The following is a 23,333-nucleotide window of genomic DNA, read 5'->3' as shown; positions in this document are numbered from 1 at the left end:
ATTTGGAAAAAACAAAATATGTTACATTACGAAATTTCAGGAAAGGGAAGAGAGACGTTGGTCTTGTTGCACGGTTTTATGGAGAATCTTGAGATTTGGGATGATATGATTCCACATTTATCAGATGATTTTCAGTTGGTGAAAGTTGATCTTGCTGGCTTTGGAAAATCGGCTCCAATTGCAGAAATCCAAACTATGGAATTGTTTGCTGATGAAATTAAAAATTTGACAGACCATTTAGAAATAAATAAATTTCATTTGTTAGGACATTCGATGGGAGGTTACATTAGTTTGGCTTTTGCTGAAAAATATCCTGAGCTTTTGAAGAGTTTTACTTTGTTTTTTTCGACTTATTTTGAAGATGATGATGAGAAGAAAAATATCCGCGAAAAAAGCTTACGACTAATAGAAGAAAATTACAAAGCTTACGCCAATGCAGGAATACCAAACTTCTTTGGTCCCGAAGCACGTCGCACTTTAAAAAATAAAATACAATTAGCTAAGGAAATTGCTTACACTGCCAATGTTGATGGCGTTTTGTCTTCACAAAAAGGTATGAAAGATCGCCCAAACAGAAAGTCGGTTTTAGACAAGTTTGATGGAACAATCCTTTTAATAGAAGGCAGATTCGATAATGCTGTTAACGCTGTTAAAACCATTACCGAACTGCCAGAACGTGATAACATTAAAGCTTATTTGCTTGATTGCGGACACAATGGACAATGGGAAAAACCAAGTATTTGTGCCGAAATAATTAATGCTGAGTTGCTGGATGAAGAATAATCTACCCAACATTACTTCAGTACGGTTTTTATGACTGTTTTAAAAAATTTGGATTTTGCCATTCTGGATTAGGATATTTATAAAATCCTTCGCCTGATTGCTGTCCTAATTTGCCTTGATCTATTAATTCAGATTTCATTTTTTTTGCGATATTTTGCGTTAGATCGCCTGGTATATTTTTTACTACATTATAATTGGTGTTCATCCCGTTGATATCCAAAATCGCCATGGGACCAAAAGGCGCTCCTGTGGCAATCATCCACGTCTTGTCGATGGTTGCAGGATCGGCAATATCGTTCGCCCACAGTGCAAGACCTGATATTAAAAGTGGAATCAACAAACTATCTAAAACATAGCCAGAACGCTCTTTTTTAAGTTCAATCGGAAGCATTCCAATCGCTTTTGCAAATTCCACAATTTCAGAAAAAATGGCAGGTTTGGTATCTTCCGAACCCATAATCTCAGCGGTATTGCGCACCATAATATGATTCGCAAAATGCAAATTCAAAAATCGCCTAGGATCACTCACAAATTGGTTCAGCTGACTAGGAAGTAAAGTAGAGGAATTGCTGGCGAATATCATCTCTTTTCCAGCGGCTTTATCGGCCTTTTCCCAGAATTCTTTTTTGATATCTAAACTTTCGGGAACTGCTTCTATTAAGAGATCGGCATCTTTTAAAGCTTCATTCAAATCGGGGGAATACGAAAGATTTGCCTTCATATTTTCAATTTGATGATCAGTGGCTTTTAGATTCTGTTTGTATTCTTCTGTCAAAGTGCCCAGTCTTGATTTTGCCTTTTCTAAAGCTTCATCATTAATATCATAGACTGTGGTTTTAAAACCGAAAAAAGCAGCCTGAACAGCAATTTGATAGCCAAGGACACCGCTTCCTGCAACGACAACATTTTTAATTTTAACCTTGTCTAAATCTGCTTTCGGAGCTTTTAAAAAATCTGGACTTTGCCATGCAGGATTCGGATATTTATAAAATCCTTCTCCAGTGGAAACCCCTAATTTATTTTGGTCTATAAATTCGGTTTTTAACTTATCCAAAATCACCTGATCTTCTTTTTTACCGTTTGCAACTTGGATTTTATAAATATTATAAGGAGTTGTAAGTCCTACAATATCATAAAGTGCCATGGGGCCATAAGGCGAACCTGTGCCAAGCATCCACGTCTGATCAATGGTTTGTGGACTAGCAAAATCACCAACCCACAGCTGCATTGCAGCGTTTAGGAAAGGATTTAGCAAAGAATTGAGAACATAACCCGGGACTTCTTTGTTCAAAACAATGGGAACCATGCCAATATTTTTGGCAAAATCTATAATTTCTTCCTTCACCTTGGGATCTGTATTGGGATGTGGCATGATTTCCGCCGTATTTCTAATCCAAATTTGATTGGCAAAATGCAAATTCAAAAATTGCTCTGGACGGCCTGTTGCAGCAGCAAATTTGCTCGGCAACAACGTTGAAGAATTGCTTACGAAAATAGTTTTCTCAGGTGCTAATTTTGCAGCTTGTTGATAGAAATCTGTCTTTATCGCGATATCTTCGGGAATGGCTTCTATCAAAAGATCAGCGTCCTTTAACGCTTCTTCAAGATGGGAAGTGTACTGCAATTTTTCCTTTGTAGATGTAATTTGGTCATCGGTTGCTTTCAGATCTTTTTTATAATTTTCGGCAAGTGCATCAAATTTGTCTTTTGCTTTTTCCAAAAATTCGTCTTTAATATCGTAAATCGTAACATCAAAACCGTGAAATGCAGTTTGGAAGGCAATCTGAAAACCCAACACACCACTTCCAGCAACGGTTACTTTTTTTATTGCATTCATTTTTTTAATTCTTTATAATTTGTAAAACTGAGGATCAAAAGCTTCTTTTAGATTGCTAGGTTCCTTTCTTTTTTTATGATTTAGGTCGTGTCGAGTTGTTGATGAAGTTACATAAGCCGATTGTCTTGCTCTTTGAAGATTTCCTATGGGTGAATTTTCTTCCAACGTGCGGAACGGCGTGAAAGAAAGATTTTCCATAATCTCAAAATTACCATCGTCAGGAACTTCTTGCTTTGGAATCGTAATTTTTGCAACAGTTTGGAACGGAGATAATTCTTGAGGCCATTCTTCGGTAAGGTCGTTAATCGGCATTTTCTTTAAATCTTTACAAAGCTGAACTTGCAATTCAAAAGTTAAATCGTTTTTTGCAATTTCCTTGATAATCCCTTTTCTATATGGCCAATCTGCACTTTCGATATCAATTTCTTTATCGGTGATGGCATTTTTAGTTGGGTCGGTGGGTGCAATACGTACTTTTGCTACATAATCGCCATGTCGTACTGCGCCCATGCTATAAAATTCGTACAGAAAACTATTGATGGAAGGGATTTTTTCAAAGGTTTTTAAAGCACCCAATTCTTTTAAAGCTTCAAAATTTGGGAATGCTTTTTTGTTTTCAGTTACCCACAAAGCGGCAAATTCCAATTTTCCTAAAGCTCCTTTTTCGAAGAAATCCGTTAGTTTAAGAAACAATTTTGAAATAAAAACATAATGCTCAGCCGTATTACAGAAAAATACAGGATTGTTGATCATATTATAATCTACATTGGTCGAATCTTCTTCTCCGGGAGCCAACTTTTTGCCATCGATACTAAAAATTTTTAATGCAAATCCTTGTGCATTTCCGCTCAATTTATCGGGTAAAACTCGCGACGAACCGTTAGAAAAACGCACAACAGCTTCATATTTTCCAGGTTTTGCATAGATACCTTGTGCAAGTTCGGGAGGTAAATTATCCAGAATTTCTACTTCAGCTTTTAGAGCCGCATAACCGTTGGCATGGGCATCTCGGGTATGGTATTTTATATTGCTTAATTCTGGTGTATTGCGGATGTAATCTACAATATCCTTATTTATTTTTGCGATATAGTCGTCAAAATGTTCTGGAATTTCTTCCAAATCGTAGCTATATTTAATGTATTCGTTCATGTTTTTCTGATTTTAATTTTACAAATCGCTAATCCATTGTAGTGCAGACAAACTTGGTATAAAGCAATATTCGCCACCTTTTACAATATTAAAAGTAGAAAGACCACGGTAGCGTTTCACCAAAGGATCGGCAGGCATTGTAAACAGACCGTCTTTGTCCTGAACTCCAATTAAGGGATCTTTTTCTGTACCTAAATTCTGAGAATTGCCGTCATTAGCCCATTGTTTCAACAAAAACTCCAAAGTGCCCATTGCATTTGCACTGATGCCCATGAAGTATTGTCCGCGTTCTTTCCCATCGTCTTTGGTCACGTCCGAAGGAACAATGTCGCCAAAAGTTACACTTCTTCGGATAATGCGATGCAATCGTTCATCCTCCAAAACAAAGGTTTTAGAATCGCGCGGATTCATCCTGCGAATATGAGAACTGAACGGTCATTTCTTCCCAAATTCGTCATCTTTAAAGGAAAAAGCGTTATTTTTATCGGCGTCGCCACCAATCTTTTCATCATCTTTTTCGGGAGCAAGAATTAATGGTGCGCCACTCTTCCAACGGCCAACCATTTTAGCGCCTAACAATTCGGCTTCTTCAGGAGAATTGGTATTGTCTTTTAGATATTTATTAAAATCGGCAACCTGACTTTGGTATTTCCTGAAAATCATAAAAGAGCCATTCTTACCAAGAATTTCTGGTTGTGGATACGGCTTTGTAATATCTCCTTCGCCAGGATAACCCAAAACAAATTCGCCAGCTTTCAAAGGACTATCAAAACCTTCTGGAACATCAATTCCACTACCTTCAATTTCTGGATTGCTGATGCCATCACGGTAACCAAAGACATTTTTCACCTCTTCTGTTGCTCCAAAATCTTGACTGATTAATAATTCGACACCTTTATTTTGGTCTAATTTGGTTCTAAATTCTTCCAATTTTTTCTTCCAATCTTCCACCGAATTGGCAATGACAGCCGCTGCAATATGAATGTTTTTATTTTTAAAATCTTTTTCCCAGTTCTTAGGATCATTCACGCCAACATCGTTTAGAAAAGTGGCTCTTTTTGCCATTCCTTCCTTGAAAGATTCTGGAAAAGAATCCAAAGAATCTTGCGGAACGCCAATTTTTTCTAAACCATTATAAGTAAAAGTGATAAAAACGGACGATCCATCGTTTTGATGCCAGTCTTTCGCAGAATTGATTAATGGAAGTAAATCTTTAAGCATCTGCTTGGCTTGCGTTGCATCTTTTATTTCTAAAAGCGCGACTGTACCGTAGTAAGGGATGGGTCTGCTTCGTAAAACCAAAGCTTGGATTTCCTCTAGTTCTATACTAACTTTATCGGGATTGAAAATTCTTTTTAGAAATTCTAATGCCATAATGTACTTTTTTAATGGATTATTTTTCTATTTGATTGGCTTCGTCTATGGCTTTATTTAGACCCGTAATAATTTTGTCATTCCTACGAATGTCGTTAACTGTAAGGTGCGGAACACCCACGTACCAACCCGTTGCGGTAACTTGATGATCGAGAATAAATTGTTTTACACTAGGATCTTTGATGCCCGGCCAACCTTCTACATTTCCAAAAATAATGTCCATTAATTGTGGAATTTTAGTAGCGAAATCATCAATATAGGCATCCCAATCGCCATCGTAGGCTGTACAGAAAAGAATTTTGGTATCGTTCTCTAGTAAAACAATACGCAAATCGTGCAAAGTACCTACTTTGGTGGCACCTTTTAGATTTCCGTTGGCGATTTCCATGATTTTTTTAAGATTTTCTCCGCCGCCAGGTTTTAGATTGGCAAGTGCGGTAAGTTCGGAAACTCTTCCAGAACGAAGTCCTTTCTTACCTGCTGAAGTGGTTGAGTGGTCGTAACCATCATCAATACCTTCGGAAAAATTAGCTTTAATAAGTTCGGCTGTTAGTTTAAGATTTTCAAATAAGCTCATCATTTAATTTTTTTAGTTAGACAAATTCTGTTTAGAAAATTATGAAAATGAAGGCGAAAATTGCGCGCTAAAAGCATGAAAATGAATGCTAAACACAGCAATTCATGACCTTATTTAATAGCAAGTTACAAGAAATTTTGAACCTGATTTTAAAAATTAATGTTAAAAAAATAATAATTTTATTGGAGAAAATTTTCTGAACTCGAAAAGATTATTACAGACCTTAATCAGTATCAAATTTAATGTTTACGAAGTTTTTTTGTAGTTCCAAATTGCAAATGCATTCAGTCCTACCGCGAATAAAGAGATGTAGAAAAGTTCCATCGCAACATCGGAAAGTCCCGATCCTTTTAGCACAATAAGTCGCACCACTTTTATAAAATGAGTTACAGGCGTGAAATTAGATACCGTAATCGCCCAATCGGGCATACTGTCGATACTCGTGAAAAAACCACTCATCAACATAAAAATCATCATAAAGAAAAATGCGATAAACATGGCTTGCAACTGTGTATCTGCAAAGGTTGAAATCAACAATCCAAACCCCAATAAAGCAACTAAATATACCGCTGCAAAAAGATAGAGCACCAGCAAACTACCTTTCGGGAAAATACCATAAAATAGGTACATCACCACCAAACCGAGTGTAAAAACAAGTAAGCCAATAATCCAAAACGGAATCAACTTTCCGAGGATAAATTGCCATTTTTTAATTGGGGTTACATTAATTTGCTCAATGGTACCCACTTCTTTTTCTTTAACAATATTAAGTGCGGTAATAAAGCCACCAATCATCGTTAAAAGCAAAACAAGAATACCAGGAACCATATAATATTTATACTCTGCTCTTGGGTTGTACCAATTGGTATTTTCTAGGCTTATTTTTGCTATATGCGCCATTACAGAACCGTTTGGCGCTTTGATGTTAATATCCAAATTACTATTGAAATCTGCTAAAACCTGCACAAGATAAGCTGCCCCCAATGACGCTTTTGTCCCATTGATGGCATCTGCCGATAAATTGACTTTCTGACTGCCTTCGCGCACGATATTTTTTTCAAAACCGGTTGGGATTTCCAGAATTAAATCTGCAGTACCATATTCTATCATTTCCAAACCTTCTTTAAAGGATTTTGGATTGCCCACCATTTTAAAGTATCCCGAAGACGCAATTTTATTGCCCAACTGCCGCGAATAGCTGCTGTGGTCGTTATCTACATAAGCTACATTTACGTTTTTAACTTCGAAATTTGCCGCCAATGGTAAAATGATAAGCTGCATAATTGGTGCAAAAAACATCATCGATAGTATGGTTTTGTCACGCAAAATTTGTCGAAACTCTTTCTGTAAAATAAATGCTAAAACCTTCATGATAACCTTGTTTTAAAATTCTTTAATGCAACAAATAATAATCCTGAAGCCATTAAAAATAATATTAAAGTTTCTTTCCAAACATAACTGAAACCCAAACCTTTCAACATAACGGCTTTAATGATACTGTAATAATAGCGCGACGGCAAAATATGCGAGATCCACTGAAAAACAAGCGGCATATTCTCAATAGGAAACATAAAACCTGTTAGCAACATGGTAGGCATCATCATTCCCATCATCGAAATGAGCATGGCGGTTTGCTGAGAGTCTGTCACGTTAGAAATAAGCAATCCAAGAGAAAGACAAGTGATGATGAACAAAATACTTTCAGCAAAAATCAGCACCAAACTTCCTTTAATTTCGACATCTAAGAAAAATACCGAAAGCAATAAAATAATAATAAAGTCGATGAGCGATAAAACAAGGTAAGGAACGGCTTTCGCAACCAAAACCATGATGGGTTTAAAAGGCGAAACCAATAAGATTTCCATCGTGCCTAATTCCTTTTCTCGCACCACCGCTACCGAGGTTAATGCCGTACTTACAATCATAAAAATTAAGGCGATAACTCCTGGAATAAAGTTTAGAGAGCCGTTTTGCTCTTCGTTGTAGAGTTGACGCATTTCAGGTATAATCTGATACGATAATTTTAGATTAGGATTTAATTCTTTTTGATAATTTGTGACAATCGCATTAATATAATTGGTAACTATGGTTGCCGTATTTGGATCAGAAGCATCGGCAATCACTTGTATTTTAGCACCTTCGGGACGGAAAATATCCGAACCAAAATTGGCAGGAAATAATATGGCGCATTTTATTTCGCCCGTTCTGAATTTTTGCTCTATTTCATCGTAGTTAAGCGCGGCTTTTTTTACATGAAAATAAGAACTCGACTGTATTTTATTTACAATTTGTTGAGATTGCACGTCGCGAGCATTGTCCAGCACAGAGATTCCTATATTTTTAACCTCGCTGCTCAATGCAAAACCAAACAAAGTAATTTGCACAATGGGTAAACCAAAAAGGATTAACAATGTACGTTTATCTCGGAATACATGGTAAAATTCCTTACGTATAAAAGCTAAAAGTTGTTTCATTTTTAATCAGATTTTCTTTTTGCTGTTCTTGCCAATTGGAAGAAAACATCATCCATGGTATCTGTGTTGAATTTATTTTTCAGATTCGTTGGCGTATCCAAAGCCTCAATTCTACCGTCCACCATAACGCTAATGCGGTTACAATATTCGGCTTCATCCATATAATGGGTGGTTACAAAAACGGTAATTCCTTTTGCAGAAGCATCGTAAATCATGTCCCAAAACTGTCTTCTGGTAACGGGATCTACACCTCCAGTTGGTTCATCCAGAAAAACAATTTTTGGATTATGAAAAATAGCAACCGAAAATGCGAGCTTTTGTTTCCAACCCAAAGGAAGTTCTCCTACCAATTTTTTAGCTTCATTTTCTAAACCCAAAGTGCTGATAAGTTGGCTGCTTCTGGTTTTAATTTCAGGTTTAGAAACGCCATAAACACCTCCATAAAACTCAATATTTTCTAAAATCGTGAGATTGTCATACAACGAAAATTTTTGACTCATATAGCCAATATTTTTTTTAATGCTTTCTTGTTGTTTGTAAACATCAAAACCGGCAACCGTCGCACTTCCCGATGTTGGAAAAGACAAACCACAAAGAATGCGCATAGCGGTTGTTTTCCCTGCACCATTAGCACCAAGAAATCCGAAAATTTCGCCTTGTTCTACATCAAAAGAAATAGAATCTACCGCCTTAAAATCTCCAAATTGCTTTGTAAGATCTTTGCATACTATTGCTTTATTTTCCATCATTTTTTGTTGAGTTTGTTTCGCTATAATTTTCATTCATCAACCGGATAAAACTGTCTTCAATGCTTGGTTTTACCACTTTAATTTCTAAATCTTCTGCATGGGTTTCTTCTGCAATTCGGGTTACAGCTTCTAGTGTTGCATCATTATTTTTCATGGTTAAGCGCATGAATTCTCCCGATGCATAACAGTTTTCAACCTCATCATTCGTTCTTAAATCCTGTAAAAGTTTATAAATATTCTTAGCTTTTAAGGCAAATAAAGTTTTAGGAAAATGCTTGATAATATTGTCTGGCGTGTCGATAGACATGATGCTGCCGTTCTGCATCAAAGCGATGCGGTCGCAAAGCGTGGCTTCGTCCATATACGGCGTAGAAACCACAATGGTAATTCCGAGCTTTTTTAGTTTACCGAGCATATCCCAAAATTCTTTTCGAGAAACCACATCAACGCCCGTTGTAGGTTCGTCCAAAAATAAAACAGTTGGTTTGTGGATTAATGCGCAACAAAGCGCCAATTTCTGTTTCATTCCACCAGATAATTTACCCGCTCGTCGATCACTAAATGGTTTTATTTGCTCGTAAATATCCTTGATTAAATCATAATTTTCTTCAATCGTGGTTCCAAAAACCGTTGCAAAAAAAGTAAGATTTTCTTCAACCGTAAGATCCTGATACAAAGAAAATTTCCCAGGCATATAACCCACAATATTTCGTATTTCTTTGTAGTTTTTTACCACATCAAAATTTTCAACGGTAGCCATTCCTCTATCGGCAAGCAACAAAGTGGTAAGAATGCGAAAAAGGGAAGTTTTCCCAGCACCATCGGGTCCAATTAAGCCAAATATTTCTCCTTTGTTTACATCAAAAGAAACATCGTTAACTGCTTTTACTTCGCCTTTGTTGTAGGTTTTAACTATATTTTTTACTTCGACAGAAATCATATTTTATTGCATTAAAGTTGATGAGAAACAGAAAGTTTAATCTCCCGTCTCAATTTTGTGGGATTCAACTATTTAAAAAGCACTTCGCCGTACATCCCAATCTTCAAAAAGCCGTCGTTCTTTACATTTATTTTAATAGCGTAAACTAAATTGGCTCTTTCATCTTTGGTTTGAATGGTTTTGGGCGTGAATTCAGATTTTGACGAAATCCAATTAATTGTTCCCGGATATTCTTTATAACCTTCTTTTCCGTCGTCAATGCGAACTTTCACTTGTTGTCCAAGTTTTATCTGTGGCAATTGCGTTCCCGTAACATAGGCCTTCAAGTTAAGTGTATTGGTATTTGCAATTTTATAAAGCGGTTTTCCCACCACCTGCATTTCGCCTTGCAAAGCAAAATTGGTCAACACCGTTCCGTTGATTGGGTTAATGATTTGCCCTTTATTTATTTGTTCCTGAAATTGCGCGGCAACTTTTTCCATGGGTGCTTTTTCGCTCAAAATGTTTCGATTTTGATTGTTGGTATTGTAAGTGTTGAGTTTAACTTGCTGCTCTGTTACGGCTATTTGCTTCCGTATTTGATCGATGGATGCGTTAATATCATCCAATTGTTTGCGGGTTGCAGCGTCGGCTTTCACTAAGTTTTCAGTACGTTTTCTCTCTCTTAATTGCTGCGCCAATTGCGATTTCTGAACTTCTAACTGTCTGCGAACCAATTCTGTTTGATCTGTAGAAGTAACTGTTTTTTGGCTTAACGCTTCTATGCTGGCTTCGGCTTGCTGTTTTTGTAACTCTACTAATTTTACATCAATTTGCCCAACTTGGTCGCCTGTTTTCAGTTGTTCGCCTTCCTTAATTTTATAGGTCAACAAAATTCCGTTTTGCTGGGCAGAGACGATCACTTCATCGGCTTCGAAATTTCCAGAAGCGTCATAATCCATTTTTTCGGTACAAGCATTTAGAAATAATGCCGTGGAAATTAGTGTTATAATTTTTTTCATTTTCTTCGTTGATTATTAATTGCCTGATTTGAATTTTAAATTATACTGAGCTTGCAATAACTGCGTTTGATGTAGGATTAAATTTTGCTTGGCTGCATTTTCGTTATTCATCTTTTGGATGTATTCGTGCGTGGTTATTACACCATTGGCAAGCTGTGCAGAAGCTGATTTTGTAACTTGTTCGCGCAACGTAATCGTTTTATAATCTTGATCAATCATTTCAGAATATTTTTGCACATTTTCCTTTTGTTGAGCGAGATCCATTTCTACATTTCTCAAAAAAGTTTCCTTTTCTGCATCGGCAGTTTGACTATTTATGCTATATATTTCTTGCTGATTTTTTAAGGTGTACAAATTCCCTAAAGACCAATTGAGACGGATTCCCGTAATGTACCATGCTCCAAAATCATTTGAAATTGGGTTAAGTGTTGGTCGTCCATAAGCCCCTTGAAAAAAAGCTTTGAAGGTAGGCATATAGCTGGATTTCAATTGTTTTGTTTGCGCTTCATAAATATTTTTTTGATAGTCAAATAATTGAAGTTCGGGTCTTTTAATTTCAGTTGAAATAAGCACTGGTTCTGGCTTTACTAGTTCAAAAGAAGAAGTAATTTCTTTTCCTGTAAAAATGGAAAGCATTTTCAGAAAAGCAGCACGATTTCGGTCGTAATCTATGTTAACTGTCTTCGCGGTTTCTATTTCTGCCTTCAACTCGTTAACATCGCTTGCATAGGCAGTTCCGTATTTATAAGCGGCTTCTGCTTTTGATAACTGCGTATTCAGATTAGCGATTTTTATATTGTTGAGGTCTTCTTGAGCATCCAACAAGAAAACAGAGAAAAAAATCGTGTTAATGCGGTCTTTAATGCTGTATAATTCAACTTCTACATTTTGGGCTTGAAGTTGGCTGCTGGCTTTCGTAATGTCATTTTGATATTTTGTATTTCCACCATCGAAAATCAACTGCTCTATCTCACCCGAAATCCGGTATTGATCTTTGCTGAATTCTGGCGGAGTGAAGCCCATTGCCGACGCTTTGTCACCAAGCAGAGCACCATAATCCACCACCTGAGATTGATAAGTTGCTTGTCCCGTTACATTAAACTGAGGTAAAAATCTTTTATTCGCATTTTTAATGGTATAATCTGCTGACTTCGCAACCAAATCGAGCTTACGAATTGCAGGATAATTCTCCTTAGCTAAAACGTAGCAATCTTCTAAAGTATAAGATTGCGCTTTGGTAACGCCAAAACTTAGAAGCAGTACGCCGATTGTTACAATTACTTTTTTAATCATTACATTTAATTTTTAGTTTTAATCATTTGATTAATATTAGGTCAAAAAAATATACTACGCCTTTAGCATCATTTTTATCCAAGAAGGAATACGCTTTTTTCGCTCCTCCATTAATTGATTAAATTGCTGTTGATCTAATTTTCCGAGCTGCGTCAACATAGGTTGTGCGATAAATGGAAAAACAACTAGCCCTAAAACATTCATAAGAAAATGCAAAGGGTTTGGTTCGGAAACATTTCCTTTGTGAACTACTTCTTCGTATTGGTGGATGAATTCCGAATTTAGGACAACTTCCCTCAAAGGAATTTTATCCATAAATACCTTTGAATTATTACGAACTTCACTCAAGATAAAAATCGGAATTTCAGGTTCCTTGGACAAAAAAGTGATGTAATTATTTGCAATTTGCTCTACTTTTTCTTCTAAAGAAGTTTTTTTATTGTTCAAAACCGAACTCAGCTGCAAAATAAACCCCGAAAGTGTTTCTGCCATAATCAGCTGAAATAGTTTTTCCTTACTTCGGAAATAGTAGTTCAAGAGCGCTAAATTGATGCCCGCTTCTTCGGCAATATCTCGGGTACGCGTTGCGGCATAGCCTTTTTTGTGAAATACCAACTTTGCAGCATCCTTAATTTTTTCTTCCGTAGAAACGTCTCTATTTTTAATTTCTTTTTTAGCCATAGTAGATGAAAAAGTAGATTTCGTGGGCAAAGGTACATAAAAAACATTTTTTAAACAATTTATTTAATCATTTGATTAAATTTTAAGCGTTTTAAGTATCTTAGACTTTCCACTGACAAGGCAATAGCTTCAATTTTCTGAAATATTTTTTGCGCTTTAATTCTTTAAAAATTTTAGTTGTTATTGAATGAAAGGAAAAGCGCGTCCCATTTTCACCAATAATTCACTAATATTGTTTTACAGAAAATAGAGGCATTTATGGATTATTGGCAAATCGTTTTACTCTTTTTAATCATTGCATTTGTTTATTCATCGGTAGGATTTGGCGGCGGATCCAGTTACTTGGCGGTTTTGGCGATGTATAACTTACCGTTTCAAGAAATGCGTTTAACGGCGTTAATTTGCAACATTATTGTAGTCACAGGCGGCGTTTACCTCTACATCAAAAACAAACAAGTCAATTGGCGCAAGATCCTCCCCATTACGTTGGTCAGTGTTCCCATGGCGTATTTAGGCGCCATTGCAAAGATTAGTCAAGAGACGTTCTTTCTGATTTTGGGGATCACGTTAATTGTCGCGGCTATTTTATTATGGATAAAAACGGAAAATACAGTTACAGAAGATTCATTTGACAATAACAAAAAAGCCCTGTTAAAAAATAGTTTTCTTGGCGGCGGAATTGGATTTTTATCAGGAATGGTAGGCATCGGCGGCGGAATATTTCTTTCACCTTTACTCAACCTAATGAAATGGGATACCGCGCGACGCATTGCTGCAACATCCAGTATTTTCATTTTATTTAATTCTATTTCAGGAATTTTTGGACAACTTACCAAAATGCCTGAACACATCGATTATACGCGAATCGGAATCCTTTGTTTATCGGTTTTTATTGGTGGTCAAATTGGTTCTCGAATGTCCTTAAAATGGAATCCAATCGTGATAAAAAGAATAACTGCAATTCTTATTTTTGTAGCAGGAATCAATGTTTTAATTAAATACTGGTAATAATGAAACTCAAAATATTGGCATTTGGTATTGTTAAAGATATTTTCGGTAATTCTGAAATCGAACTACAAATGCCAGAAACCGCAAATGTCAAAGATTTAAAAAACGAACTCGAAGAAAAATACGAAGCTTTGAAGCGCTTAAAATCTTATTTTATCGCAGTGAATGAGGAATATGCAGAAGATGATTTACAACTACATCCCAACAACGAAATTGCAATAATCCCACCCGTAAGTGGCGGATAAAACGATGATAGATATTAAAATTACAGATCAGAAACTAGATATTAATCAATGTTTAGAAATTGCTCAGGATTTGGGAAGCGGCGGAATTGCGACCTTTTTAGGAACTGTCCGAAACCAAACCAAAGGCAAATCGGTTATTCGTTTAGAATACGAATGTTATGAACCTATGGCAATAAAGGAAATCCGTAAAATAATTGATCAAGCAATTGCTCAATTTTCGGTTCGAAATATTGTTGTTCATCACCGTATTGGTACTTTGTTTCCAGGCGATGAAGCCATTATTATTGTGGTTTCGGATGGTCATCGCGATGCCGTATTCGAGGCGTGCAAATATGTAATTGACACCATCAAACAAACCGTTCCAATTTGGAAAAAAGAAGTTTTCGAGGATGGCGAAGAGTGGATTTCTGCACATCCTTGATACATTTTCGGATCAAAAATTGTATATTTATTCTATAAATTCTGTGAGATATGAAAACTCCGATTTTGGAAAACAATTCCGTACAAAAAATCGAAATTATCAAGGTTAAAGGGCAGTCGGCTTTTAACTTTACAGATGATATTGCCGTAGAAGAACCTTTAGAGATTAGGGTTTCGTACCATACAAACGGCGACAAAAACACAAAAAATATTTCGGTAACGATGCGGACGCCTGGCAATGATGCGGAGCTTGCTGCAGGTTTTCTTTTTACCGAAGGAATTATTTCCAGTAACAATCAAATTCAGAATGTCGGTCATCAGCAAGCCGAATGTTCTCGCAATCAGGAGAACATTATTATTGCGGATTTAATTGAAGATTTTATTCCAAAACTTGCTAATACCGATCGCAACTTCTACACGACTTCCAGTTGTGGCGTTTGTGGTAAAGGCTCGATAGAATCTATCAGAACGGTTAGTCCGTTCCAAAATATTACAAGAACGCAACAGAATATTTCAGTGGAAACACTCTATTCTTTACCCGAAAAACTAAGGTCTTTCCAAAGTAATTTTTCTTCAACAGGCGGAATTCACGCGTCGGGTTTGTTTAGTCTTGAAGGTGATTTGCTTGCACTTCGAGAAGATGTCGGCAGACACAACGCGTTAGACAAACTGATTGGGCACGCTTTGTTCACAGATCAACTTCCGCTTCAGGATAAAATATTGCTGCTTAGCGGCCGTGCAAGTTTCGAACTGATACAAAAAGCAGCTATGGCAGGGATTTCTTTTGTCGTTGCAATTGGTGCACCTTCCAGCTTAGCAGTGGATTTAGCAAAAGAATTTGATATCACTTTATTAGGTTTTTTACGAGAAAACCGCTTTAACATTTACCATTTAGGTGAAAATTTTAAAATTGAAAATGCAGTATGAAAATAAGAATTAAAGATAATTCGGTTAGGTTTCGTCTTACACAATCGGAAGTTCGAGATCTTGGGGGACATGGGATTATCACCAGTTTTACCGAGTTTACGGATCGACCATTTATCTATATTGTTGAAAAAACAAATGGCGAAACACTTACCGCAAGCTTTGTAGAAAATAAAATCGTCATGCAAATGCCCGAAAAAATGGTACAGGAACTTGTAAATACCGATCGCGTCGGTTTTGATGGTGAGGCTGGCGTTGTAAAATTATTAATAGAAAAGGATTTTGTTTGCTTAGACAATAGTGTAGAAGATCAAAGCGACAATTTTCCGAACCCCAATATGACTTGTTAAATTGGACTTTTAACCTCAAAAAATGCTTCGTCATGGAAAATAATATTGACAAAAATGCGGAAGAAATTTTAAGCAAACTTCCTTCTGCTATTCCACCTTACAAATTATTGAAGCTGGAACAAAAGCCGCCTAAACATTGGGCAGCTGGAGTTCCTGCGGTGATGCACTCTTTAGACCAATTGGTGCTCAATGCATCGGTGCTTCGTGGTGGTAGGGCATTATTTTCGATGAATCAATTTGATGGTTTTGACTGTCCAAGTTGCGCTTGGCCAGATCCGGATGACGAGCGTTCTCGTTTGGGCGAATATTGCGAAAATGGAGCAAAAGCTTTGGCGGAAGAAGCGACTTCGAGAAAAGTGGACGCTGAGTTTTTTAGTAAAAATTCTGTCTATGAATTGTCCAAACTTTCGGATTACGAAATAAGTCAGTTTGGTCGAATTACCGAGCCAATGTATATCCCAAAAGGTGGTACACATTATCAACCTATTAGTTGGGATGAAGCCTTCAAGAAAATCGCTGAGAAACTGAATTCTTTGGATTCGCCTAACGAAGCTATTTTCTACACTTCTGGTCGTACCAGCAATGAAGCCACCTGGGTCTATCAACTTTTCGCAAGAGAATTTGGGACTAACAATTTCCCCGATTGCTCCAATATGTGTCATGAGACTTCTGGTTATGCGCTTTTACGTTCGATAGGCATCGGAAAAGGAACTGTAAAATTGGAAGATTTTTATGATACTGATTTGATCATTATCATGGGACAAAATCCTGGAACTAATTCCCCAAGAATGCTCTCTGCATTGGAAAAAGGAAAACGAAATGGCGCCAAAATCATGGCGATCAATCCACTTCCAGAAGCTGGTTTAATGGGTTTCCGCAATCCACAACAAGTGCGTGCACTTTTCGGCGAACCTTTCAAACTTTGTGATCTTTATCTTCCCGTAAAAATCAATGGCGATATTTCTTTGCTAAAAGCTTTGATGAAGCTTGTTTTGGAAGAAGAAACAAAAAATCCAGGAAAAGTAATTGACCGAAAATTTATTGAGGAAAAAACTACAGGCTTCGATGAACTTGTCGAAGACCTAAAACAATATGATATCAATGCTCTCGCTGCTGAATCGGGCATCAGCCTTCAACAGTTGCAAGAAGCGGCGCACATGATTGCCACTAACAAGCGAATCATTGTTTGTTGGGGAATGGGAATCACGCAGCAACACAACGGCGTGGAGATGATTCACGATATTGTAAGTCTACTTTTAATGCGCGGAAGTATCGGAGTTCAAGGCGGCGGAGTTTGCCCTGTTCGTGGGCACAGTAATGTGCAAGGTAATCGTACGCTACTGATTAACCACCACCCTACCAAAGAGCAATTGGACAAATTGCAGGAACATTATGGCTTCAATCCTCCAAGAGATCACGGTTTGGATGTTGTTAGCGCTATTCATGCGATGCATGAGAAGAAAGTAAAATTCATGTTTTGCATGGGTGGCAATTTTCTTTCGGCAGCACCCGACACCACCTACACCGCTAATGCATTACGCAATTTAGAAATGTCAGTTTCGGTTTCTATTAAGCCAAATCGCGGACACCTTATCCACGGCCAAGAAGCCTTGATTTTACCAGTTATTTCACGAAGTGAAAAAGATATCGTCAATGGCGAACTTCAACATGTCAGTACCGAAAATTCCATGGGTGTTATTGAATGGTCCAGAGGTGTTTTGGATCCGTTGAGTGAACATTTAATTAACGAAACTCACGTCGCTTGTCGTATGGCAAAAGCCGTATTAGGCAATCGTTCGGTCGTAGATTGGGACAAGTACATCAATAGTTATGATGCTGTGCGAGATGATATCGAGCAATGCATTCCAGGTTTTGATGACTATAATAAAAGAGTGGTACAAAAAGGAGGTTTCTACTTGCCAAACGGACCTCGTGATGGTCATTTCAGCAGTGAAAATGACCCCAATAAAGCAACATTTTTCATCACACCGATGACCGATAATCGCTTGGCAGATGATGAGTTTTTGATGGGAACAACCAGAACCCATGACCAGTTTAACACTGTAGTATACGGACTTAACGACCGTTATCGAGGCATCTTCAATGAGAGACGTGTCATTATGATGAATCAGAATGATATTGACAAAGCGGGATTCAAGGCGGGTGACAAAGTCGATCTATTCAACTATGATGACGGTATCGAACGTATTGCACCGCTTTTTATTATCGTTGCCTATCCGATTCCCGAGAAAAGTACGATGACTTATTTCCCTGAAACCAACGTATTAGTTTCTGTGAACAATGTGGTAAAAGGCGCCAATATGCCGGCTTCAAAATATGTTAGGATAAAAATTAAAAAACATACGCCTGAAATCTTCAAAAAAGTAGACCAAACTTTAGTGGTGGCTTATCGAGCAGATCACGCTTAGAATTTAACACTGAAAAATATATGAAAAAATCCATTTTTCTATTCCTGTTTTTGTGCTCCATCATTTTTGTTTCAGCGCAAAACAAATTTGAATTAAAAATAAAGGGCGAAGTCAAAACACCTTATTCTATAACGTTAGCAGATTTAGCCAAAATGCCACAAGCAACGGCTGTATTGAATGACAAAGATGGAAAAGTACACACGTACAGCGGTGTACAACTAAGCGAATTGCTCGCAAAAGCAGACGCTCCCGCAGGAAAGGAAATACATGGCGAAAATCTGCTAAAATATCTTTTGGTAAAGTCGGCTGACAACTATGAAGTCGTGTTTTCTTTAGCAGAAATCGACAGCAGCCTGAATGACAAGAAAATCATCTTGGCGGATAAAATGGATGGAAAAGCTTTGGATGCTAAAAAAGGTCCTTTGCGATTAGTTGTTGAAGGTGAGAAAAGACCTGCACGTAGTAGTTTTCAGGTGACAGAATTAGTTGTTACTTCTGCTAAAGAGTAAATACTAATAAGCACTCATCCCATTCTTTAAAGAAAAAATAGAAATATTTGGAAAATGTTTTTTGAGTATGCCTACTGCGACTGTACTTCGTTTACCCGACGCACAATAACAAAGAATTGTTTTGTCGGGAGTAATTTCTGATAGACGATTTTCAAGTTCGGATAACGGAATATTTTTTCCACCAAGATTGGAAGCTTCGTGTTCCGAAATTTCGCGGACATCGATGATTTCTAATTGATCTTTCTTTGTATTAAACTCGTTGAAACTCATGATAGGAATGGTTTCTACCAAAGCTTTAATTTCGATAGCATTAGACTTTCGTAATTTGATAATTTGCGTTTTGCCCATTAACATATTAACCATCCAAAGTTTATCTGCCAATAGATCTTTTGATTGGGTTAAATATTTAATCGCTTCGTTAGCCTGCATGCAACCGACAATCCCTGCAAGACTTGGAATCACGCCACCTTCTGCACAATTTGGAACTTGCACTGCTTCCACATCAGGGAAAACATCGCGATAATTAGCCGAAAAACTTCCATCAGCTTGCTGAACATTCCAAATGCTAACTTGCCCTTCGTATTGATAAATCGCTCCGTAAACCAAAGCTTTTCCAGCCAAAACACAAGCGTCATTTAATAAGTATTTCGTTTCGAAATTATCCGTTCCTTCGATTACCAAATCATAATCGGCAATCAAATCCATGACATTATCCGAAGTCACTCGCTGATTAATCGGAATTATCGTGATGGAAGGATTTTGGGCTTGAAGACGCTTCGCGGCAACTTCAACTTTGGGTTTACCAACGTCTTCTGGCGTGTACAAAATTTGACGATGAAGATTGGATAAAGAAACGACGTCATCATCAACAATCGCAAGAGTTCCGATCCCAGAAGCCGCCAAATATTGCGAAGATGGACAACCTAAACCACCGATTCCTACGACGAGTACTTTGGCATTTTGTAAACGCTTCTGCGCTTCGATTCCAAAACCTGGTAAAGCCATCTGACATTGATAACGACTGAACTGCTCTTCCATCTTAGGACTTTTTACGATTCAAAAAATTTTGTGCTTTTTGAGCATCTTCTGGTGTATTGACATTCATCAAAGCATCGGGATTTTGAGGTTTTAGTATCAAAGTATCACTGTTGATCAATACTTTGCGCGGACACGTATTTCCAAGCCCTAAAAAATGAAGTAAAAGTAGATAACTTTTGGGTTCCCAAATCGTAATTAACGGCTCTGGCAATCCATCGAAAGGACTTTCATAAGTTGTCGCAGCTTTCTCAGGATCACGAGATTCAATCAAAAACTGCAGCGAATCGTTGTCCAACAAAGGAAGATCGCAAGCGACTACCAACCAAGCCTTGTCTCTTTGCGTACGCAACGCCGATAGAATTCCGCCAAAAGGTCCCATCTGCAAAAAAGTATCGGTAAGCGCTTGATAATTGGAATCGAAATCGGTCAACTGATCTTGACGACACGAGATAAAAACCTCATCACAAAAGGCTTTCAACAAATCCGCGGCAAAATAACGTTGCTCTTTTCCATGCCATTGCAAGGCGTCTTTTGGCGTTCCCATTCGGACGCTTTTTCCGCCCGCCAAGACCAAACCGTTGATTTTTGGAATGTTATTTTGCTCTTTTGAAATCATTTTTTCCACCCGTTTTTTCCATTAATTTAATTTCCTTGATGCAAATATCATGGCTCAAAGCTTTGCACATATCGTATATCGTAAGTGCCGCGATAGATGCACCAGTCAGCGCTTCCATTTCGATGCCTGTTTTGGCTTCGACTTCTGCGGTGCAGTAAATCTCTATTTCATCGGCATCTGTCAAATCAATTTTCAATTCACAGTTTTCCATCCCGATTGGATGACAAAGCGGAATCAACTCGCCCGTTTTTTTTGCCGCCATAATCCCTGCAATGATCGCGGTTTGAAAAACCGAACCTTTTGGTGTTTTGAAATCACCTTCTTTTAGTTTTTTCAAAACATGATCCGGCAAACTAACAATTGCGCGTGCAACAGCCCTTCTGTGTGTTATTTTTTTCGGACCAATATTAACAATACTGGGTTCTAAATCTTTATTGAGATGTGAAAAATCTGTCATTTTATTTATAAATTATAAGGCCAAACTTTATACACTTCACCTTTTGCAAAATGTGTTTTTTCTAAAGGTAATTCGATAAATGCGTTGGTTTCTGCAAGATGCGAAAAATCTCCAGAACCATTGGTATCAATAACTTTTGCTAACAATTGTCCCGAAGAATTCACTTGCAGTTTGACCTGAGCAAAATATTGCAATGGAGGTTCGAAGTTGAGATCACTATCCAAAACCGCATTTAATGGCGTATTCGATTCAAAACCTAAACAATTTTTCAACCACGGAACAAAATAGCGATGCAGGCACATAAACACAGAAACTGGATTTCCGGGAAATGCAAAAACTAGTTTCTGTGCTTCGTTTTTACCGAACCAGAAAGGTTTCCCAGGTCTTTGTTTGATTTTATGAAAAAGCTTTTCAACACCGAGTTCTTCACAAACTTGAGGAAGAAAATCAAATTTTCCCATAGATACGCCGCCACTCATCAAAAGCACATCGTATTGCGAAAGACAACGCGTCAATTCTTTTTTAATCAAATCGTAGTCGTCTTTTAAATGCAACAAATCAGCTTTGATTTGATACTTCTGCAAAACCGATTTTATCGTAATTCCATTGGATTGTCTCAACTGAAAGTCCGAAGGAATAACATCAGGACTTACCATTTCATCACCAGTTGAAATCACAATAATTTTTGGAAGTTTTTTCACCAAAAGATTCGTCTTACCAACCGACGCTGCAATGCCTATAATCGCTGGCGTTATCACTTGATTGGCTGTAACCAAAACATCATCTGCTTTTTTATCTTTTCCTTTTAAGTGAATATTCTGTCCTTTTTTAGGATTGATGTTTATAGTTGCAACGCCGTTTTCAATAGAAATATCTTCGTACCGAATAACACAATTCAAAGAGTTGTGCAAAGCAGCGCCCGTCATAATTTCGATACAATCATGATCAGAATTTACTTCGATAGAAGCTTCTCCCGCCGATTGAACTCCAGAAATTTTAAAAGTATGAAGTCCTTTTTCATAACCCGAAAATCGAATCGCAATTCCGTCCACGGTTGGTCGCTCAAATGGTGGCAAATCCCGATCAGCAAGAATATCTTCGGCTAATACTCGTCCCAAAGCATCTGTATAACGCACTTCTTCCGTCCCAAAATCTTGTATTTGAGATAGAATCAATTCTTCCGCTTGTTGTACGCTGATCATTTCCATTTTAGCCGCCAATTGTTGCCATTGATTGATGAGACTCCGCTGAGCTAGCATTTTGCTTCTCCGCATCCCAACCATCTTTTGGTTTATGTTTTATAGTATTGATAATTATTGATTTCAGTTCATCATCGGTTTTCCCAAGTCGTAATTCATCTTTTAGATTAATGCCGTGTTCCTCATACAAGCAAGTTCTGAGCTCACCATTCGGTGTTATCCTGATTCGGTTGCAATCGCCGCAAAAAGAGCGTGTATAGGCTGCAATAATCCCGATATCACCTTTAAAACCTGGAATCTTGTAATTATAAGCTGTAGAACTTTTAGGATCTTCCATCTTTTCCAAAATCGGAAACTCGGATTGAATATGCTCTAATATCCGTTCATAATTCCACTTTAACGAAACGGGAGTATTCCCACCATTAAAAGGCATTTCCTCTATAAAACGAACATCGATAGGATTTTCTTTAGCAAGTTTCACCAACGGAATAATATCCTCGATATTTTCGTCTTCCATCACCACCGCGTTTATTTTAACCTTTAGATCATGCTTCAACAAAGACTCTAAAGTCTTCATTACTTTGTCAAAACTTTTGCGGCGTGTAATTTTATAGAAACGTTCGGAATCCAAAGTATCGAGACTAAGATTGACAGACTTGACGCCCATCGCCTTTAACCGCGGAATATAGTCGGTCGTAAGCAAACCATTGGTGGTCAAAGTCAAATCTAGCAAACCTAAAAGCTTGGAAATACTTTCCATCAGCTGAATACAATTCTTTCGTACAAAAGGCTCACCTCCTGTAATTCGGATTTTGGAAACGCCTAAATCTGTGAAAATACTACAGATCCTAATCATTTCTTCGTCCGTCATCAAGTCGTTTTGTTTGATCCACTGCAAACCATTTTCGGGCATGCAATAGGTACAACGGAGATTGCACCGGTCGACAACGGCCAGTCTTAGATAATTTATCTCACGTCCAAATTGATCTTGTAGCATTTTTCGGAATGTGCTTATACAAATATAACGATTGTTTTTGGCTAAAAATGGCTAAACGATTATCAAAAAAATAAGTATTTCAGCGTATTTTAGTTGCAAAAAATAGTTTATACATTCGCAATGTGGCCAAGAAAACCTGTTCGAACTTTAAGTATATGAAATCTTGGTTGTTGGTTTTAAAGAGTTGTCTCGATTCTCTAAATCTTACTTCTAATCTCTATTTGCCGATACAGAATCTTAACTTTCCTTTATTAATAAGCTTTTACGTTAAATCATGTAGTAC

25 protein-coding genes are annotated in these 23,333 nt (G+C 37.4%); 8 read left to right on the top strand and 17 right to left on the bottom strand.

The genetic code is table 11. From position 1 onward, the window contains the following. Positions 1-18 precede the first annotated feature (18 nt). Positions 19-783 carry an alpha/beta fold hydrolase gene (locus B5X62_RS01080; RefSeq protein ID WP_079665537.1) on the top strand — a complete coding sequence of 255 codons (765 nt, stop codon included), beginning with the start codon at positions 19-21 and terminating at the stop codon, positions 781-783. Between the two features lie 28 nt (positions 784-811). Here B5X62_RS01080 and B5X62_RS01075 read toward each other — a convergent pair whose 3' ends face one another. From B5X62_RS01075 to B5X62_RS01025, 12 genes are all read right to left on the bottom strand, one after another. Continuing rightward, positions 812-2,620 carry a 3-hydroxyacyl-CoA dehydrogenase gene (locus tag B5X62_RS01075; RefSeq protein WP_079665536.1) on the bottom strand — a complete coding sequence of 603 codons (1,809 nt, stop codon included), beginning with the start codon at positions 2,618-2,620 and terminating at the stop codon, positions 812-814. A 12-nt stretch (positions 2,621-2,632) separates the two neighbouring features. Beyond that, positions 2,633-3,769, bottom strand: a complete 1,137-nt coding sequence (locus tag B5X62_RS01070) for a catalase family protein (protein WP_079665535.1) — start codon at positions 3,767-3,769, stop codon at positions 2,633-2,635. Between the two features lie 18 nt (positions 3,770-3,787). Continuing rightward, positions 3,788-4,180 carry a hypothetical protein gene (locus B5X62_RS15590; RefSeq protein WP_221405194.1) on the bottom strand — a complete coding sequence of 131 codons (393 nt, stop codon included), beginning with the start codon at positions 4,178-4,180 and terminating at the stop codon, positions 3,788-3,790. Between the two features lie 24 nt (positions 4,181-4,204). Continuing rightward, positions 4,205-5,143: a Dyp-type peroxidase gene (locus tag B5X62_RS01065; protein WP_221405193.1), complete on the bottom strand. Its 939-nt coding sequence runs from the start codon at positions 5,141-5,143 to the stop codon at positions 4,205-4,207. 19 nt (positions 5,144-5,162) lie between these two features. Continuing rightward, complete coding sequence (locus B5X62_RS01060) at positions 5,163-5,723, bottom strand: hypothetical protein (RefSeq protein WP_245797105.1); 561 nt, start codon at positions 5,721-5,723, stop codon at positions 5,163-5,165. Positions 5,724-5,966: 243 nt separating this feature from the next. Next, positions 5,967-7,091: an ABC transporter permease gene (locus tag B5X62_RS01055; protein ID WP_079665534.1), complete on the bottom strand. Its 1,125-nt coding sequence runs from the start codon at positions 7,089-7,091 to the stop codon at positions 5,967-5,969. Continuing rightward, positions 7,088-8,194, bottom strand: coding sequence for an ABC transporter permease (locus B5X62_RS01050; RefSeq protein ID WP_079665533.1), 1,107 nt, complete (start codon positions 8,192-8,194; stop codon positions 7,088-7,090). Before B5X62_RS01050 ends, B5X62_RS01055 begins: the two co-directional genes overlap by 4 nt. A gap of 2 nt (positions 8,195-8,196) precedes the next feature. Next, the gene (locus tag B5X62_RS01045; protein WP_079665935.1) at positions 8,197-8,943 is read right to left on the bottom strand and encodes an ABC transporter ATP-binding protein; all 747 of its coding nucleotides are present in this window, start codon (positions 8,941-8,943) and stop codon (positions 8,197-8,199) included. Then, on the bottom strand, positions 8,930-9,883 hold the full coding sequence (locus B5X62_RS01040; RefSeq protein WP_079665532.1) for an ABC transporter ATP-binding protein: 954 nt from the start codon (positions 9,881-9,883) through the stop codon (positions 8,930-8,932). Before B5X62_RS01040 ends, B5X62_RS01045 begins: the two co-directional genes overlap by 14 nt. A 68-nt stretch (positions 9,884-9,951) precedes the next feature. Continuing rightward, a complete protein-coding gene (locus tag B5X62_RS01035) occupies positions 9,952-10,884 on the bottom strand; it encodes an HlyD family secretion protein (RefSeq protein WP_079665531.1) in 933 nt (310 codons plus the stop codon). Positions 10,885-10,899: 15 nt separating this feature from the next. Next, complete coding sequence (locus B5X62_RS01030; protein ID WP_079665530.1) at positions 10,900-12,177, bottom strand: TolC family protein; 1,278 nt, start codon at positions 12,175-12,177, stop codon at positions 10,900-10,902. Between the two features lie 54 nt (positions 12,178-12,231). Beyond that, complete coding sequence (locus B5X62_RS01025; RefSeq protein ID WP_079665529.1) at positions 12,232-12,858, bottom strand: TetR/AcrR family transcriptional regulator; 627 nt, start codon at positions 12,856-12,858, stop codon at positions 12,232-12,234. Between the two features lie 258 nt (positions 12,859-13,116). Between B5X62_RS01025 and B5X62_RS01020 the strand changes: the two genes are divergently transcribed. The 7 genes from B5X62_RS01020 to B5X62_RS00990 are packed head-to-tail and all read left to right on the top strand — an operon-like array spanning position 13,117 to position 18,743. After that, positions 13,117-13,866: a sulfite exporter TauE/SafE family protein gene (locus B5X62_RS01020; RefSeq protein ID WP_079665528.1), complete on the top strand. Its 750-nt coding sequence runs from the start codon at positions 13,117-13,119 to the stop codon at positions 13,864-13,866. Between the two features lie 2 nt (positions 13,867-13,868). Beyond that, the gene (locus B5X62_RS01015) at positions 13,869-14,111 is read left to right on the top strand and encodes a MoaD/ThiS family protein (RefSeq protein WP_079665527.1); all 243 of its coding nucleotides are present in this window, start codon (positions 13,869-13,871) and stop codon (positions 14,109-14,111) included. A 4-nt stretch (positions 14,112-14,115) separates the two neighbouring features. Continuing rightward, positions 14,116-14,532, top strand: coding sequence for a molybdenum cofactor biosynthesis protein MoaE (locus B5X62_RS01010; RefSeq protein ID WP_079665934.1), 417 nt, complete (start codon positions 14,116-14,118; stop codon positions 14,530-14,532). Positions 14,533-14,582: 50 nt separating this feature from the next. Next, positions 14,583-15,458 carry a formate dehydrogenase accessory sulfurtransferase FdhD gene (gene fdhD / locus B5X62_RS01005; protein ID WP_079665526.1) on the top strand — a complete coding sequence of 292 codons (876 nt, stop codon included), beginning with the start codon at positions 14,583-14,585 and terminating at the stop codon, positions 15,456-15,458. After that, positions 15,455-15,805: a DUF7009 family protein gene (locus B5X62_RS01000; protein ID WP_079665525.1), complete on the top strand. Its 351-nt coding sequence runs from the start codon at positions 15,455-15,457 to the stop codon at positions 15,803-15,805. The genes fdhD and B5X62_RS01000 overlap by 4 nt, the downstream gene beginning before the upstream one ends. 32 nt (positions 15,806-15,837) lie before the next feature. After that, positions 15,838-18,234, top strand: a complete 2,397-nt coding sequence (locus B5X62_RS00995) for an FdhF/YdeP family oxidoreductase (protein WP_079665524.1) — start codon at positions 15,838-15,840, stop codon at positions 18,232-18,234. 20 nt (positions 18,235-18,254) lie between these two features. Further along, positions 18,255-18,743 (top strand): molybdopterin-dependent oxidoreductase, encoded by a 489-nt coding sequence (locus B5X62_RS00990; RefSeq protein ID WP_079665523.1) that lies wholly within the window; start codon positions 18,255-18,257, stop codon positions 18,741-18,743. Positions 18,744-18,746: 3 nt separating this feature from the next. Here B5X62_RS00990 and B5X62_RS00985 read toward each other — a convergent pair whose 3' ends face one another. From B5X62_RS00985 to moaA, 5 genes are read right to left on the bottom strand one after another with little or no spacing between them, the layout of a single operon-like run. Continuing rightward, a complete protein-coding gene (locus B5X62_RS00985) occupies positions 18,747-19,781 on the bottom strand; it encodes a HesA/MoeB/ThiF family protein (RefSeq protein ID WP_079665522.1) in 1,035 nt (344 codons plus the stop codon). A gap of 1 nt (position 19,782) precedes the next feature. Further along, positions 19,783-20,397: an NTP transferase domain-containing protein gene (locus B5X62_RS00980; RefSeq protein ID WP_079665933.1), complete on the bottom strand. Its 615-nt coding sequence runs from the start codon at positions 20,395-20,397 to the stop codon at positions 19,783-19,785. Beyond that, positions 20,375-20,854: a cyclic pyranopterin monophosphate synthase MoaC gene (gene moaC / locus B5X62_RS00975; RefSeq protein ID WP_079665521.1), complete on the bottom strand. Its 480-nt coding sequence runs from the start codon at positions 20,852-20,854 to the stop codon at positions 20,375-20,377. The genes B5X62_RS00980 and moaC overlap by 23 nt, the downstream gene beginning before the upstream one ends. 5 nt (positions 20,855-20,859) lie before the next feature. Further along, on the bottom strand, positions 20,860-22,113 hold the full coding sequence (locus B5X62_RS00970; protein WP_245797104.1) for a molybdopterin molybdotransferase MoeA: 1,254 nt from the start codon (positions 22,111-22,113) through the stop codon (positions 20,860-20,862). Further along, a complete protein-coding gene (moaA, locus tag B5X62_RS00965; RefSeq protein WP_079665519.1) occupies positions 22,064-23,050 on the bottom strand; it encodes a GTP 3',8-cyclase MoaA in 987 nt (328 codons plus the stop codon). Before moaA ends, B5X62_RS00970 begins: the two co-directional genes overlap by 50 nt. Between the last annotated feature and the right edge of the window lie 283 nt (positions 23,051-23,333).

Origin of the sequence: Soonwooa buanensis (assembly GCF_900167905.1) — a bacterium.
GTDB lineage: Bacteria > Bacteroidota > Bacteroidia > Flavobacteriales > Weeksellaceae > Soonwooa > Soonwooa buanensis.
This window is presented reverse-complemented; position numbering and strand designations above follow the sequence as displayed.